Here is a 15,158-nt window from a genome sequence, read left to right as displayed (position 1 = left end):
AGCCTAGATTAAACAGGTGACCGAACCCATCGGCCTGACCGCGCTCGAACACGCCCTCGACGACCTGATCGAGCGCGTGTCATCTCTGCGCGCCGCCAGAACCGCCTACCCCGGTGAGCTGGCGCAGACACTCGACGCCGCGCTGGCCGAGCTCGACACCGCCATCGACCTGCTGGCCGCCGCCAAGGCGGAGCTGAGCAGGGGGCAGCGCCGCCAGGGCGGCAAGCAGGGCGGCGGCTCCCAGCGCGAGCTGAAGCTGCTGCGCCAGGTGTTCAGGATGTTCCCCGTCCCCGTGATCGTGCTCGACGGCGGCGGCGTCATCAGGCGGATCAACAGCGAAACCTCCAGGCTGCTGGGCAGCCCCGACGGCTTCCTGGTCGGGCGTTCGTTCCCGCTGCTGGTGGACGTGCCGAGGCGGGCCGCCTTCCGTTCGCACCTGACCCGGGTGCTGCAGACCGGGCAGAACGCCGCCTTCGAGACCAGGCTGACCCACCAGGGCCGCACGCACGTGGCGCAGTTGTCGCTGACCAGGCTGACGATGCCGGGCGAGGCCCAGCACATGGTGGCCGCGGTGGTGCTGCCGATACAGGTGCAGCTGCCCGAGCCCGGCTCCAGCCGTCCCGATCTGTCCGACGCGTCGCTGCTGATGATGGCGGCCAAGCGGCAGGAGCTGCTGTCGCGCATGGCCGCGCTGCTGCTCGACGAGGAGAGCCTGCGCAGGCCCGTGGCGCTGCCCAGGACGGCCAGGCTGCTGGCCGGCGAGTGGGCCGACTGGGTGATCGGCGACGTGGTGCGCGACGGGCTGCCGCGCAGGTCGGTGGTGGTGGGGCCCAAGGACCAGCCGATCGGCGAGCTGGTCAGGCTGGTGGAGCGGGCCGATCCCGCCGCGGGCCCCGTGGTCGCGCAGGTGCTCGACCAGGGCTCGGGCGTCGTGCACGAGATGGTCGAGGACGAGTCGCTGCTCGGCTCCTCCCTCGAAGGGCCGCTGCTGACCGCGATGGGCGCCGGTTCGCTGGTGTGCGTGCCCATCGGGGCCGAGGGGTCGATCAGGGGGGCGCTGACGCTGGTGCGCTCACACGACCGCCCGCCGTACACGCTGGCCGATCTGGGGCTGCTCCAGGAGATCGGGGCGCACCTCGGGCTGGCGCTGTCGGCACAGGACCGCTTCCATGACCGCTCGCAGGCGGCGGAGGCGCTGACGGCCAGCGTGGTGCCGCGCGCCCTGCCCAACATCCCTGGCTTCGAGGCCGCGGCGATCTACCACCAGGGCGCCTCGGTGGGCGCGGAGTTCTACGACGTCTTCCCCGTGAAGGGCGGATGGGGGTTCTCCCTGGGCGGCGCCGTCGGCTCGGGCGAGGAGGCGGCCTCGGTGAGCGCCATGGTGCGCGGAGGGCTGCGCGTGCTGAGCGTCTGGGAGGACGATCCCGACCAGGCGATGCGCAAGGTCAACGAGGCTCTGGTCGCGCAGCGCTCGGGGATGTTCGTGATGGCCGTCGCCGGGTACGTGAGGGGCAGGCGCATCCGCTTGAGCTCGGCAGGACACCATCCGGCCGCGCTCGTGCAGCAGGACGGGAGCGTGCGCTTCGCCTCCGGAGGCGGAGTGCCGCTGGGCATCGCGGATGGGGCGGAGACCGCGGTGGAGGAGATCGAGCTGGCACCCGGCCAGACACTGGTCTTCTACTCGGAGGGGCTCATCTCCTCGCGGGGCGAGCACGGCGAGCCCTACGGGGAGGAACGGCTGGCCGACGTGCTGGCGCGCAGCGTCGAGCAGACGCCCGCGACGGTCGTCAAGACCATCGAGGAGGACAGGCACGGCTTTGCCGGGGGACGGATCTGGGACGAGATCGTGGTGCTCGCCCTGAAGGTTGCCTGAGCGCGCGAGGTTTACTTTCTCGCGGCTCTGGGGTATTCCTATGGGGTAGTTCGAGTGCCTAAGACGCAGGCACACCTGAAGGATGTTTTCCCTCCCAGGGGTGTGCCATGCATATTGCTATCGTCGCTTCCGACAAGCGCCGCACTCATATCCTCGCCGTCGCCCGTGAGCTGGGCCGCGAGCACCGAGTCACCATCTACAGCCGCCGCGACGGCGCCGACCTGAAGGCCAGGACCAAGCTGAGCCAGGGCGTCACCGTCGAGACCATAGACGCAGGCCCCGCCGAAGACCTTCCTGCGGACCAGGTCGCCCCGTTCCTGCCGGACGTCGGCGCCTATCTCATGAGCCGCTGGCAGCAGGACAGGCCCGATGTCATCCACGCCCACTCGTGGACCGGCGGCCTCGCGGCCGTGGCCGGCGCCAAGGGTCTGGGCGTGCCGGTCATCCAGACCTTCCACCACAGCTTCGGCACGGTCCAGTCCGCCAAGACGCTCAAGCTGGAGCAGGTGCTCGGCCGCAGGGCCGACGCCGTCGTCGCGGGGTGCGGCGACGAGGAGTCCGAGCTGATCAGGATGGGCGTGCCGCGCAACCACATCGCGGTCGTGCCGTACGGGGTGGACGTCGAGCGCTTCCGCCGCCAGGGCGCGGCGGCCGCGCGCGGCACCCGCAAGCGGCTGCTACACGTCGGCCCGCTGTCCGTCGACAGGGGCGCGCCCACGGTGGTCCGCGCCCTCGCGGCCGTCCCCGACGCCGAACTGGTCGTGGCCGGAGGGCCGCCGGCCGAGGGGCTGTCCGACGACCGCGACGCCAGGCGCCTGCTGAACCTCGCCGAGCAGGCGGGGGTGGCCGACCGGATCACCGTGCTCGGCCAGGTGCCGAAGGCGTCGGTGGCCAAGCTCATGCGCAGCGCCGACCTGGTGATGTCGCTGCCGCGCGAGGCCCCCGCCGGCACGGTCGCGCTGGAGGCCATGGCCTGCGGCGTGCCGGTCATCGCCTCGGCCGTCGGCGCGCACCTCGACTCGGTCGTCGACGGCGTGACCGGGCTGCTGGTCCCGCCGGACCGTCCCGCCCAGACCGCCAGGCTCGTCCGCGAACTGCTCGCCGACCCGACCAGGCGCACCGCCATCGGCTACGCGGGCGCCGACAGGGCCAGGTCTCGCTACTCGTGGGAGCGCGTCAGCCAGGAGTTGCTGAGGGTTTACGAATCTCTATAAGGTCTAGTGCATGCTTATCCACCCCTGGGATGCAGGCTCGCACGAGGACTCCCTCGCCTTCGTTCGTGACCACCAGTTCGGCACCCTGATCGCGGCAGGCCGCGGCAGGGACGTGCCGGTGGTGGTTCCCACCCAGTTCCTCCTCGCCGACGACAGCACGGTACTTCTGCACCTGGCCAGACCCAACCCGGTCTGGAAGGCCATCGAAGAGAACCCGAGAGTCGTGCTGTCGGTCACGGGGCCGTGGACCTACATCAGGGGCGAGTGGCGAGCCGAGCCGGGCACGGACCCGACGCTGGGGGTGCCGACGACCTACTACTCCGCCGTGCAGCTGATCTGCACGGCGGAGATCGTCACCGACGACGAGGGCAAGCTGGACGTGCTGAGACGTCAGCTGGCCGACCTCGAGCCCACCCTGGGCGACCCCTCGCGGATGCCCAGGCAGCTGTCGGGCATCAGGGGCCTGCGGCTCGCGGTCGACGAGGTGCGCGGGAAGTTCAAGTACGACGGGAACAAGAGCGAAGAACACCGCGAGAGGGTCCAAAGGGCCGTTACCAAAGCGAAATCTGTGCTTTCCTGAGACCCATGTCGATTCCTGGTTATCTCGTGGCGGCGTCGCTCCTCGTGACCCCCGCCCCGTCAGGGCCCTTCCAACCGGTCTTCACCGAGAGCTTCGACTCGCTCAGCACCAGCAGGTGGATGGTCTACGACTCCCCCGGCGCCGAGACGAACCCCCGCACGGGCAAGGCCACCTCGGTCTCCGGGGGCGTGCTCAGGCTGAAGGGCGGCTTCTACGGCGGCAAGGACCTGTCCGGCGGCATCGCCACCCGCACGTCGCAGGAGTACGGCCGCTGGGAGGTCAGGTTCAAGGCCGAGCGGGGCGCCGGCTACACGCCGGTGGCGCTGCTGTGGCCCGACAGGCAGAGCGACGGCGAGTACGCCGAGATCGACTTCGCCGAGATCATCGACCCCAAGCGCCAGGGCGGCGGCATCTTCGTCCACGCGGGCAGGCAGCGGGCGCAGAAGCATCTGCGGGCCGACTTCACCCAGTGGCACACGGTGGCCGTCGACTGGCTGCCCGGACGGCTGACGTTCTGGCTCGACGGGGAGAAGGTGTGGGACTACAGGGGCCCGCACGTGCCCGACGGCCGCAGGATGGGCCTGGCCCTGCAGAACGACGTCGTCTGCAACGAGTGGTCGCCGTGCAGGAACTCCTCCACGCCCGACACCGTGTCGATGTACGTCGACTGGGTGAAGGTCTACCGCTTCACGGGAGCAACCTGACCGCCTTGAGCCCGAGGTGGGCGGCGAGCCTGTCGTCGCCGTCGGACAGGTCGAGGCCGGTCAGGCGCTCGGCCTTGCCGAGGCGGTAGTAGAGGGTCTGGCGGTGGATGCCCAGCTCCGCCGCCGCCTTCTGGGCGTGACCCCCGAGGTCGAGGTAGGTCTCCACGGTGTGCGCCAGCTCGCCGTCGAGCGGCGCGGCCTCCTCGGCCAGCTCGCGCAGGTCGGCCGTGCCGAGCCTGGCCAGCAGCCGGTGCACGCCGAGCTCGGCCCATCTGGCGACCGGGTGGAAGCGGGGGAAGTGCTCGGCGATCCGCAGCGCGTGCCGCGCCTCGCGCCAGCTCTGCCAGGCGTCGGCGGGCTCCTGCCTGGGGCCGCCGAGGCCGGCCGCGGTGCCGTACGTGGTCTGGAGCTGGCCGGCGATCTCGGCGGCCAGGTGCGCGGGCGCCAGCACCGCGACGGGCTGGCCCGCGCGGGCCAGCACCCCGCGCGGCAGTGTCCAGAGCGCGGCCACCCGCTCGGCCGACTCCCGTACGGCTATCGCCGTCACGGGCCCCGTGAGGTCGAGCGCCGCTCCCGCCCGCTCCTCGGGGTCGGCCGACAGCAGCACGGCCAGCTCCCTGCCCAGGTCGTGGCGGCTGCGCGCCTCCTGGGCCAGCAGCGAGGCGGCCCTGGCGATCAACGGGCGGATGCGTTCGAGCGCGGCGTCGGCGAGCTCGCCCAGCAGCCACAGGTAGCCGTAGGTCACCCCCGTGTGCCTGAGCGGCACGCATACCCTGGCCATGAGCGTCTCGCTGGCCGGGATGTGGACCGGGCCCTCCGCCCTGGCGATGCCGAAGCGCTCGAAGTAGGCGCGTACCTCGCTGCTGGCGCGCCTGCGCAGGATGGACTCCTGGCGGACCGTGTCGATGTCGCCGTGCTGCGCGCCGTAGGCGAGCAGCCGGAAGGAGCGGTCCTCCAGCGTCGCGGAGACCCCGAGCAGGCGGGCAGTCTCGTCGACGATGTCCTGTAGGTCATCGGTCTTGTGCATGTGTATGACAGCCTGCCACATCGCGCGTTACGGACGTCAATGGGTCCAGCCTGAGCAGGGGTTTTAGCCTGTAAGCATGCTGGGTCAACTTCTCCTCGCCGGATCACGGAGCAGGCTTGTGCGCCGCTCGGTGTCCGGGCTGCCGCTCACCAGAAAGGTCGTCGACCGGTTCGTCGCCGGCGAGACCGTCTCCGAGGCAGGCGCGGCCGTCCAGCGGCTGGTCGACGGCGGCCTGACCGTCACCATCGATCATCTGGGCGAGGAGACGCGTGACGCGGGCGCCGCCGCCGCGACCGCCAAGGCCTACATCACCCTGCTGGAGGAGCTGCGCTCGCTGAGCCTCGGCACGCGCGCCGAGGTGTCGGTGAAGCTGTCGGCGGTCGGGCAGGAGCTGAGCGACTCGATGGCGCTCGACCACGCCCGCGAGATCTGCGAGGCCGCCGCGCTCAACGGCTCCACGGTCACCCTCGACATGGAGGACCACACCACGGTCGACTCCACGCTCGGGATTCTGCGCTCGCTGCGCGAGGACTTCCCCTCCACCGGCGTCGCGATCCAGTCCTACCTGTTCCGCAGCGAGGCCGACTGCAGGGACCTGTCCACCTCCGGCAGCAGGGTGCGCCTGGTCAAGGGCGCCTACCGCGAGCCTGCCTCGGTGGCCCACCAGTCCAAGGCCGAGGTCGACAGGGCCTACGTGCGATGCCTGAGGATCCTCATGGCGGGGAAGGGTTACCCCATGGTGGCCACGCACGACGACCGCCTCATCGCGATCACCGAACTTCTCGCCGACCGCTTCTCTCGCTCGATCGGCGACTATGAGTACCAGATGCTCTACGGCATCAGGACCGACAAGCAGGAAGCCCTCGCGGGCGCCGGTCACACGGTCCGCGTCTACGTGCCCTACGGCGACGACTGGTACGGCTACTTCATGCGACGCCTGGCCGAGCGCCCCGCCAACGTCGCCTTCTTCCTTCGTGCCCTTGGGGGTAAGTGATCATGGATGCGATCAGCAACGTCCCGACCCCGGCCAACGAGCCGGTGTACGGCTACGCGCCCGGCAGCGCTGAGCGCGCCACGCTGGAGAACCGGATCAAGGAGCTGGCCGGGTCCTCCATCGACCTGACCATGACGATCGGCGGCGTGGAGAAGATGGGCGGCGGCGCGGCGATCAACGTCGTGCAGCCGCACAACAAGGCCTCCGTCCTGGGCCGTACCAACGACGCTACGGCTCAGGACGTGCAGGACGCGATCTCCTCCGCGCTGGAGGCGGCGCCCATGTGGCGCGCGCTCTCCTTCGACGAGCGGGCGGCGATCTTCCTCAAGGCCGCCGACCTGCTGGCCGGGCCCTGGCGAGCCACGCTGAACGCGGCCACGATGCTCGGGCAGTCCAAGTCGGCGCAGCAGGCCGAGATCGACGCGGCCTGCGAGCTGATCGACTTCCTGCGCTTCAACGTCGCCTACGCCCGCCAGCTCTACTCCGACCAGCCGGTGTCCTCGCCCGGGGTGTGGAACCGCATGGAGTACCGCCCGCTCGAGGGCTTCGTGCTGGCGATCACGCCGTTCAACTTCACCGCCATCGCCGGCAACCTGCCCACCTCGGCCGCCCTCATGGGCAACGTCGTGGTGTGGAAGCCGTCGCCCACTCAGCAGTTCGCCGCGCACTTCACGATGCGGCTGCTGGAGGCGGCGGGCCTGCCGCCTGGCGTCATCAACCTGGTCACCGGCAACGGCCAGGGTGTGTCTGAGGTGGCGCTGTCGCACCCCGCGCTCGCCGGCATCCACTTCACCGGCTCCACTGCTACCTTCCAGCACCTGTGGGCCACGGTCGGCGCCAACATCTCCCGCTACCACGGCTACCCGCGCCTGGTCGGCGAGACGGGCGGCAAGGACTTCATCCTGGCCCACCCGTCGGCCGACCCCGCGGTGCTCTCGACCGCGCTGATCCGCGGCGCCTTCGAGTACCAGGGGCAGAAGTGCTCGGCGGCCTCGCGCGCCTACATCCCGCGCTCGATCTGGTCGCTCATCAGGGACGACGTGGTCGCCACGGCCGAGTCGCTGACCATCGGCGACGTGGCCGCCGACCTGTCGACCTTCATGGGCGCGGTCATCGACGACAGGGCCTTCGCCAAGCACAAGGCGGCGATCGACAGGGCCTCCTCGCACGGCTCGCTCAACCTGCTGACCGGCTCCTACGACGACAGCGTCGGCTACTTCGTGAAGCCGACCATCGTGGTGTCGGACGACCCGACTGACGAGATCTTCGTCAAGGAGTACTTCGGGCCGATCCTCGGCGTGCACGTCTACGACGACTCGCGCTACGACACGGTGCTCGACCAGATGGAGTCGGCCTCGCCGTACGCGCTGACCGGTTCGATCATCGCGCAGGACCGCTACGCGATCTCCTCGGCGTCGGAGCGGCTGCGGTTCGCCGCGGGCAACTTCTACGTCAACGACAAGCCGACGGGCGCAGTCGTGGGGCAGCAGCCGTTCGGCGGGGCCCGGGCGTCGGGCACCAACGACAAGGCCGGCTCGATCTTCAACCTGATCCGCTGGGTGAACGCCCGCACGATCAAGGAGACGTTCGTTCCCCCGATTATCACGCCACCATATAGGGGTGACATTCCGCAGAACGGTTATGAGCAGCCCGACCTGAAGACGCTCGGCTACTAATCGAGCTGCGCGAATAGCGGCCGCACAAAACGAAAAGCCCCGGGATTCGAATACGAATCCCGGGGCTTCGGCCTTTCCCGCTCGCCCGCGCGTCGCCGCCCATCCCACGCGGATCGCGGTGGTGCTGCTGCGTCGCCGGCCGCCGCCCGCACGCTTCGCACACGCCCATCGACCGCGACCGGATCGCCGCCCTCACCGTCGGCGGGAACCCGGTCGCGGTCACCCGGCCTCCTCGAGCGCGGCCAGCACCGCGTCGGCGATCGCCATCGCGTGCGCGTCCGGCGCGGCCGCCACCTGCTCGCGCACCCGCCGATCCCATTCGGCGATGGAGGCCCGCCGAGCCGCCATCTTGCGTGACCTGCCCTCGTCGCCGGGCAGCTGCCGCTCGCGCTGCTGGAACGTCCACACCGCGTCCGGCGTCTCCAAGTCGACCAGCGCCTTCGCCTCACAGCGCTGGCACGCGAACGCGTGCCGCGACCGTCCCGGCCCCGGCCGCCAGCCCTCGAACCGGTTCACCGTCCACTGCATCGCGCTGATTTGGTGGGCCATCGGGACACCGCAGTGCCGCAGGTCCACGCCGCCGCCGGGCGGCAGGAACATCCCGCCCTCATCCGCGCGCTGTCCGCTCCGGCCTTCGACCTCGCGGGCCGTCATCGTCGACGCCCCCACCCGCAGTCCAAGCACTGTGCCACACCGGGGAACCAGAAATGCCCGAACGCCATCAGGCACCAGATCATCCGCCACGGCCGGAACGGCAGCGGCCTCGCCTCCACGGGCGCGAGCTGGCGGTAGTCGACGGGCGCCGCCACGATCACTGGAAACTCCGCGGTGTCGTGGTGGGCCGTGGCAAGGTCACGCCTCGGCGGGATCGTGATTCGTGGGATCACCTCTGTGATCGCGTCGGGGCTCACGGCCCAAGTGCTGGTCATGGCCCAGAACCTAGCGAGCCGCGCCCCGAGGTGCGGGGCGCGGCTCGCGTTCCTTGACCTTGACGATTGATGCCGTCACCCGGCCAAACGTCGATCTGTTCCTGATGTCGGAAACTGTCTGGCAAACAGCGCTGTGCTCGGCCGATACCAGGGCCGGGGTTTCACGTGGCAGAGCCGGAGCGGCGACGCTGGAGCGGGACGACGTTGCTCGGCCGCCCCTCGATGGCCGCCTGCTGACGCTGGGGCAGAGCGCGCGGCGACGACTCGACGACGATCCCGGTGATCTCCTGCTGCTGCGGCTTCCAGCCGGGGCAGGTCTGCGCATGCGGGGTGAACCGCCGCTCGAGCGGATGCGGCGGGTACTCGTCCGCGTCGGCCGCCAGCAGCGACCGGCACCACCACAGCCGGATGCCGCGCCGGTACGCCGCGACGCTGCCCAGCGCCGGCTCGGCCTCCGCGTCCAGCGCCTGCCACTGCCCGTTCTTCGTCAGCGCGAAGAAGATCCGGCGGTGGCAGAGGTTGCACTTGCGCACCTCGCGGGAGTTGGGCTCCATCGCTCATCCCTCCTGGACGGCGTCGAGGTCGGCTTCGGTCAGTCCGAACGCGTCCAGCGTTCGCGCCCACTGCGCCTGGTCCTCCTCGGTCCACGGGGCGTCGAGGAGGACGGGGTCGGCGACCGCTGTACGGCAGGGGCAGTCCGCGGGGGGACGCCCGCAGTTGCGGCAGGCGTGGCCGAGGGCGACGGCCTGCCCCAGCAGGCGGAGGGCGTGCCGGAACTCGGGGACGTGCTGGTGGTCTTTGAACATGCCGGGCTTGACAGTGCGGGCGAACTCGATGATCGCGTCGCGCCCGAAGCTTTCCAGCGTGGCGGTGGCCATGTCGGCGAGGCGGGCCTTCGCCCAGCCGGGCGCCTCGCGGTAGCGGGGCACGGCCGCGATCAGGCTTCGGCCTGCGAACGAATTCTTCGGTTGCGCCGAAGGCGCCTCGCCCGCGTGCGCGTTGACCACGGTTAGCTCGCCTACGGCGAGAACCGGCGGGGTTTCTACTTCTCTGTTCTCCGTCTCTGTACTACTAAAGGGCCCTGGCCCACCGGACTCCGGTTCACCGGGGCCTGGTTTCCCGTGTTCGGTAGTGTCCGTTTCGCCCGACCCGCATGATCCGCTACCGGACCCTGAAAACCCGTTTCCGGTGGCGTCCCTTTCGCCCGGATTCTTGATCACCTCACCGGACCCTGAAAACCCGTTTCCGGTTTGACCTGGGCTTTCCATTCCTTGACCCCCAGCATGCTCGGGGCCGAACCCGTCAGGCGTCAAAGAATCGTCGGCGTGCAGAACCATGTACGACCCGTCAGGCTGCTGCACAAGCGGGATTGGCTTGCCCCCGAACTCCACGTACTCCGCCGCCCAAGAGGCGACAGGCTCGTCGCTGATCGCGTTACCCATGGAGAAGCGACCGCTTCTCTCCCGGCGCCGCTCCACCCGGTAGTAACCAGCGGCGGCCAGCTCGCGCAGCGCCTTGGCGACAGCATCTCGGCCTTCGCGACCGGCCCCGGCTGCGAGCGCCTCCGCGCGCACGACCCAGTCCTCCGGCAGATCCAGGATCAAGGTCAGCACGCCCAAAGCGCGGAACGACAGCCTGTCGTCGCGGATGGTGGAGCTGTACAGCTTCGTGTACGGCCTTACGCGCTTGCGCGTCGCGGGGGTCTCCTTCATTCGACGTCCCGCGGGCATTCATCTGTGCGGGGGCACAGCGTGAACTCGGGGAACCCGCGGAAGACCACGTATCCGCGTAGGCGGAGAGCCCCGATAGCGGAAAGCCGCGCCGCGAGATCGTCGGCGAAGATCTCCGTACCCACGGTCTCGATATCGAAGACATGACCATCCGGGAAGCTGGCCAGGTATGCCAGCATCCCGACCTGCTCGAAGGTGAGCCGAGGATCAGCAAGCCATTCCGCGGGGATCAGGATGGCTTCGCTCATGCCGCCACCGCTCCCCGTCCGGTGGTGGCAACCATGCTGGATCCACGGGCGCCATCGCGACTATCGACATGCTGGATCCGAGCCGTGTTATGTGAGGGTCTGTCCCTTCGGATCGCCTGTGTGGCAGGCACCCATACGGGTACAGTGGTGCTCAGCACCGCGACCTCCTCGACTAGGTCGTTCATGGCCCCGGACCGCCTGCCAGCGGACCCCGGGGCCGAACTCTTTTCTGGGCTGTGTGCGGCTCCCCGCCAGTAACGCTGCTGGGGGTCATTGACGGTGAGCCGTGAGGGAACAGTAACGATCGTCAGCCATATACCGCCAGGGAACCTGGTCAAGATATGAGCTGCACTCGGCTGGCCGGCCGGGCGAACAGCGGGATGTTCTGCACCGTGATGTCGACCGACCAGCGCGTCACGTCGGGCCGGCTCCCCCGCTGGGCGGCGATCCACCGTTCGGCGTGGGCGCGGGTGTTGTCGACGGCGACGGCCAGGCCCTGGCCGTGGTTCTCGCTGAGGCACACGCAGGTGCAGCGGACGTCGTCGGCGTCGTAGCAGCGGTGGTCGCAGCGGCCGACACAGACCGGCCCGGCGTAGACAGCCAGCAGGACCGTCACCCGTCTCCGACCTCCTGCTCGTCTTGTCCGCCGGCGGTTCGGGCGTCCAGGTCTTCGAGCCAGGCCACGAGCGTCGCGGCCGCCTGCAGGACGCCTGCGCGCAGCTCGGCCGGGTCGTCGCGCTGGAGGGCGTCGGCGAGCACGGTCCGGGCCCGGAGCGCCCAGGTTGTCTCGTCGCGTTGCTCGGCGACGATCTCCTCTCCGAGTGCGTCGCTGGCGGCCTGCCTCCATTGCGGGCCGGTGCCGTCGTCGTGGCTGCGGCGGCCGGTGCGCTGGTCGCGGTTGCCGCGCGCCAGGTCGATCTGCAGCAGGATCTGCTGCCGCGCTTCGGCCTGCGGCGTGAGTGGCGGCTGGTCGGCCGGCGGGCCGATGTAGACGTCGCAGTCGAGCGCTCGTGCCAGGTCGACGAGGTTCTCCACCGACGGCGTCCGCTCGCCGGTCGCCCAGCGGCCCACCGTGTTCTTGTGCACGCCAGTGGCTTCGGCGACAGCGATTTGGGAGACGCGCCTGGCGTGGCGGATCTGTTCGAGCTGAGCCAGGAGCGGGTGCACGCGCGGCGGCCGCCTACGCTCGGCGCGCGGCCGCCGCGGGGCAGCGGCGACAGGGTCGTCGAACGGTTCTTCGGGTGCTTCGGCGAGGCCGGTGGTCCAGCCGACGGCGGCCGCCCAGCCGATGAGGCCGTCGAGCGGGAGCGGTCTGTCGCCGTTGGCCCACCGGTTGAACACCGCCGGGGAGACGCCGACGGTCTGGGCGACGGCCCGGCGGGACACGTTCCGCCGTTCGCGGCGGCGCTCCAGCACGACCCGGAGCCGTTCGGGCGGGTCGTCGCCGACGAGGATGGGCACCTGGTCGACGAACTCGATCTGCCCGTGCTCGTTGGCGAACGCGAGCCGCCGGCCGAGCAGGGCGGCGTAGCCGACGAACTGGCGCAGCGTCGGGGTGCGCAGTCCGGCGGCCCACCAGCCGACGTCCATGGCGTCGACGCCGACGACTTCGGCGACGATCTGTTCGGCCAGGCCGAGCTCGACGCGCAGGGCGTCGAGCTCGGCGACCATCGGGTGCAGCGCCACCCGTTACGCCTCCTTCCCGGCGGGCGCGTCCGGGTCGGGTTCGGGGCCGGCGCCCAGGGCGAGGACGTCGCCCATGTCTCCGGCTCGGAACATCCGCTCGATGCGCTCCTTGCCGGAGGGGCGGCCCTGCTTGGCGCTGGTGTAGCGGATGATGAACGCGCCGTTCCGCTCGCCCGGTGTGACCTTGGCGAGCTTCACCACCTCGCCGGTGCGGGGGTCGGCCTTGCACCCGTCGTCGTCGATCTCCGACTCCAGGCGGGTCAGGTAGGCGTCCCGGACGCGGGTCTTCACGTAGTCGGGGTGGGTCATCGCGATGTAGGCGACGACGTCGTCGAGGGCGAGCGCGCCGGGCAGCACTTCGGTGTACAGCTCGGTTTCGGCGTGCTGGCGGCAGTAAGCCTCGACCGCGTCTCTGATCCACGTGATGGTCGGTTTCACGTCCTGGATGTGGATGGTGGCGACGGGCGGCCCGTCGTCGGCGCCCATCACGTCCAGCGCTTTCATCCCGTGGACGAGCTGCGCGGCGGCGAACATGCGCTCGGCCAGCTCACGGGTGCGTCGGACCTGCCTGCCGAGCGCCTTGTGCACGCCGTCGAGGTAGCCGTAGGCGTGCGCGACGTCCAGCGGAGACTCGCCCCGCTCTTCGGCTTCGGCCAGCAGCTTCCTGGCCTCCGCGATCTCGTCCCGCATGACGACGCCTTCGAGTACCTCGCCCGCTCCCGGCGGAAGGGCGAGGCCCGCCTTCCCCGCCATCTCGGCGAGTTCAGCGAACGACAGGTTCTCGAAGCCGGGCAGCGCCAGGTCGCCGGTGAACACCATCGGCTCGTCCTGGAACGGAATGCCGTGAATCGTCGTGGTCTGCGCTTCCTCGGTCGCCGCCGCCTGCTCCGTGTCGACGTCCGGGGCGTGCTCGCCGACCGCGGGGGTGGCCGGGTCGTACGGCTGGTCGTCGATGATGAGGAGGTCGGGCTGGTGCCCGCGGGCGGCGTTCCGCGGGGTGGCCTTACCCTTGCGAGCTTTGGTCTTGGCGGTGCGGCGGCTCATGCGGCAGGCCTTTCCTGAGCGGCGGTCGGGTTCTGGGCGGCCATCAGGGTGGCCATGCGCTCCTGCATGACTTCGGTGAGCTTCTCGCTCGGGTTCGGGTCGGCGATCGCGCGGGCGAGCAGCCCCATCACCATCGCGCCGACCTGGTTGGTGAGCTGCTTGGTGGAGGTCAGCCGCCTGCCGGTGAGGACCTGCAGGACGGTGAGCCGCCGGTCGGGGGTGACCACGCCGCACTGGGCGAGCATCTGGTCGAGCGCCGTCTGCAGCTGCTGGGAGATCGTGTCTTCCGTGCTGGGCGGGGTCGGCGCGGGCGGCGTCTCGGCGGCGGGGGCAGGGACTGCCTGGGGGCGGGCGGCGGTCGCGCTGGAGGCGGCCGCGTCGGCGCGGCCGGACAGGCCGCGGATGCGGCGGGCGATCAGCTCGGGCAGGCTCTCCTCCTCGCCCCACTCGTTGTCGAGCGTCACGCCCTGGTGGGCGGGGTGGGCGGCCTCGGCCAGCAGCTGCTGCAGCCGGTCGCGGTCGGTCGTGGCCATCGCCTCGTCGCGGATCTGCTCGGGCAGGCGTTCGCGGCCGAGCCGGATCACCGGCCGGGGCGTGCTGGTGTTCGAGACGCGCAGCGTCTTGAACACCAACACACCCAGGTCCAGGTCGGGGACGACGCGAGCCTCGTCCTTGCCGTAACGGATGTTGAGGTACTTGGATTTGGCGCCGATGATCGTGGGCGGGGCGTCCAGGCTGAGCCGGATCCACACGGTCGCCTCGTGCGGCAGGTCGCGGTGGCATTCCACCTTGTACGCGTTGACCTTCGGCACCGGGTCGGTGGGGTCTTCGGCCATGTAGGTTTCGCGGCCGCGGGCGGTCACCACGGCGATGCCCGGGAACGTGGTGAGCAGCTCCATCAGCCGGTTGTGGCGGGCGTGGACGTCGTCCCAGATGTTGTTGGGGATGCGCACGTCGGCGTTCGGGTCGAACGCGAGGAGCCGCTGGTTCTTGATGGAGCCTTTGGCGCGGGCGCCGCCCCACGTCTTGAGCATCTCCCACAGGCGGGAGCCGCTGTCGACGCCGAGGGCGTACGGCTTGCCGCCGGCCGCGAGCGCCTTTCCGGCCTCTTCGTGGGCGGCTTCGAGCTGGGCGATGATCGACGCCCACGAGCCGTCGTGCTCGATGATCTCGTAGGTGGGGGTGCCGTCGGCGGCGTCGCCGTACTCGTCGCTGTTGCCGTCGCCGAGGTCGAGCATGAGGGCGCGGCCGACGAGCGGGGAGGCTGTCAGCTCCACCCACATGCGGGTCTTGCCCGAGTCGGCGGGGCCTTCGATCAAGAGCAGCGGGAACGGGACGACACAGGTCGGGGGACGTGTCTGTAGTGCCATCGGTGCTGAGCCCTTCTCCACAGAGAGCTACATGGGGACTTTCCTCGACTGTCCCCGTATAGCTCAAAGTCAGAGTTCGCCCC

Annotated in this window: 16 protein-coding genes; 6 read left to right on the top strand and 10 right to left on the bottom strand. The window is 70.3% G+C overall.

What is annotated here, in order from left to right; translation table 11 throughout:
* Nucleotides 1-16 precede the first annotated feature (16 nt).
* The 4 genes from ABFX50_RS36215 to ABFX50_RS36200 all read left to right on the top strand — a co-directional run bounded on the left by ABFX50_RS36215 (nucleotide 17) and on the right by ABFX50_RS36200 (nucleotide 4,371).
* The gene (locus ABFX50_RS36215; RefSeq protein WP_346152915.1) at nucleotides 17-1,873 is read left to right on the top strand and encodes a SpoIIE family protein phosphatase; all 1,857 of its coding nucleotides are present in this window, start codon (nucleotides 17-19) and stop codon (nucleotides 1,871-1,873) included.
* Between the two features lie 107 nt (nucleotides 1,874-1,980).
* Nucleotides 1,981-3,087, top strand: a complete 1,107-nt coding sequence (locus tag ABFX50_RS36210; RefSeq protein ID WP_346152913.1) for a glycosyltransferase — start codon at nucleotides 1,981-1,983, stop codon at nucleotides 3,085-3,087.
* A 10-nt stretch (nucleotides 3,088-3,097) separates the two neighbouring features.
* Nucleotides 3,098-3,667: an FMN-binding negative transcriptional regulator gene (locus ABFX50_RS36205; RefSeq protein ID WP_346152911.1), complete on the top strand. Its 570-nt coding sequence runs from the start codon at nucleotides 3,098-3,100 to the stop codon at nucleotides 3,665-3,667.
* A gap of 5 nt (nucleotides 3,668-3,672) precedes the next feature.
* Nucleotides 3,673-4,371: a glycoside hydrolase family 16 protein gene (locus tag ABFX50_RS36200; RefSeq protein WP_346152909.1), complete on the top strand. Its 699-nt coding sequence runs from the start codon at nucleotides 3,673-3,675 to the stop codon at nucleotides 4,369-4,371.
* Here the strand turns inward: ABFX50_RS36200 and ABFX50_RS36195 are convergent.
* Entirely contained in the window at nucleotides 4,355-5,398 is a 1,044-nt protein-coding gene (locus ABFX50_RS36195) for a PucR family transcriptional regulator (protein WP_346152908.1), read from the bottom strand. The genes ABFX50_RS36200 and ABFX50_RS36195 overlap by 17 nt on opposite strands.
* Before the next feature lie 76 nt (nucleotides 5,399-5,474).
* On the opposite strand from ABFX50_RS36195, the gene ABFX50_RS36190 reads away from it, so the two are divergent.
* Nucleotides 5,475-6,392, top strand: coding sequence for a proline dehydrogenase family protein (locus ABFX50_RS36190; RefSeq protein WP_346152907.1), 918 nt, complete (start codon nucleotides 5,475-5,477; stop codon nucleotides 6,390-6,392).
* Between the two features lie 2 nt (nucleotides 6,393-6,394).
* Complete coding sequence (pruA, locus tag ABFX50_RS36185) at nucleotides 6,395-8,068, top strand: L-glutamate gamma-semialdehyde dehydrogenase (protein WP_346152905.1); 1,674 nt, start codon at nucleotides 6,395-6,397, stop codon at nucleotides 8,066-8,068.
* A 219-nt stretch (nucleotides 8,069-8,287) separates the two neighbouring features.
* Here pruA and ABFX50_RS36180 read toward each other — a convergent pair whose 3' ends face one another.
* The 9 genes from ABFX50_RS36180 to ABFX50_RS36140 all read right to left on the bottom strand — a co-directional run bounded on the left by ABFX50_RS36180 (nucleotide 8,288) and on the right by ABFX50_RS36140 (nucleotide 15,075).
* Nucleotides 8,288-8,722 carry a hypothetical protein gene (locus tag ABFX50_RS36180; protein ID WP_346152904.1) on the bottom strand — a complete coding sequence of 145 codons (435 nt, stop codon included), beginning with the start codon at nucleotides 8,720-8,722 and terminating at the stop codon, nucleotides 8,288-8,290.
* Entirely contained in the window at nucleotides 8,719-8,997 is a 279-nt protein-coding gene (locus ABFX50_RS36175; RefSeq protein ID WP_346152902.1) for a hypothetical protein, read from the bottom strand. Before ABFX50_RS36175 ends, ABFX50_RS36180 begins: the two co-directional genes overlap by 4 nt.
* Before the next feature lie 161 nt (nucleotides 8,998-9,158).
* Complete coding sequence (locus ABFX50_RS36170) at nucleotides 9,159-9,551, bottom strand: hypothetical protein (protein ID WP_346152900.1); 393 nt, start codon at nucleotides 9,549-9,551, stop codon at nucleotides 9,159-9,161.
* 3 nt (nucleotides 9,552-9,554) lie between these two features.
* Nucleotides 9,555-10,709: a hypothetical protein gene (locus ABFX50_RS36165; RefSeq protein ID WP_346152898.1), complete on the bottom strand. Its 1,155-nt coding sequence runs from the start codon at nucleotides 10,707-10,709 to the stop codon at nucleotides 9,555-9,557.
* Nucleotides 10,706-10,975 carry a hypothetical protein gene (locus tag ABFX50_RS36160; RefSeq protein ID WP_346152897.1) on the bottom strand — a complete coding sequence of 90 codons (270 nt, stop codon included), beginning with the start codon at nucleotides 10,973-10,975 and terminating at the stop codon, nucleotides 10,706-10,708. Before ABFX50_RS36160 ends, ABFX50_RS36165 begins: the two co-directional genes overlap by 4 nt.
* Nucleotides 10,976-11,309: 334 nt before the next feature.
* Nucleotides 11,310-11,591, bottom strand: a complete 282-nt coding sequence (locus ABFX50_RS36155; RefSeq protein WP_346152895.1) for a hypothetical protein — start codon at nucleotides 11,589-11,591, stop codon at nucleotides 11,310-11,312.
* Nucleotides 11,588-12,661, bottom strand: a complete 1,074-nt coding sequence (locus ABFX50_RS36150) for a helix-turn-helix domain-containing protein (protein ID WP_346152893.1) — start codon at nucleotides 12,659-12,661, stop codon at nucleotides 11,588-11,590. Before ABFX50_RS36150 ends, ABFX50_RS36155 begins: the two co-directional genes overlap by 4 nt.
* Before the next feature lie 3 nt (nucleotides 12,662-12,664).
* Nucleotides 12,665-13,705 (bottom strand): hypothetical protein, encoded by a 1,041-nt coding sequence (locus tag ABFX50_RS36145; RefSeq protein ID WP_346152892.1) that lies wholly within the window; start codon nucleotides 13,703-13,705, stop codon nucleotides 12,665-12,667.
* Complete coding sequence (locus ABFX50_RS36140) at nucleotides 13,702-15,075, bottom strand: hypothetical protein (protein ID WP_346152890.1); 1,374 nt, start codon at nucleotides 15,073-15,075, stop codon at nucleotides 13,702-13,704. Before ABFX50_RS36140 ends, ABFX50_RS36145 begins: the two co-directional genes overlap by 4 nt.
* Between the last annotated feature and the right edge of the window lie 83 nt (nucleotides 15,076-15,158).

Source organism: Nonomuraea recticatena, from assembly GCF_039533245.1.
In the GTDB taxonomy this organism is placed as follows: domain Bacteria; phylum Actinomycetota; class Actinomycetes; order Streptosporangiales; family Streptosporangiaceae; genus Nonomuraea; species Nonomuraea roseola.
Note: the sequence above shows the minus strand (reverse complement) of the source record. Positions and strands in the feature narration are given on the sequence as shown.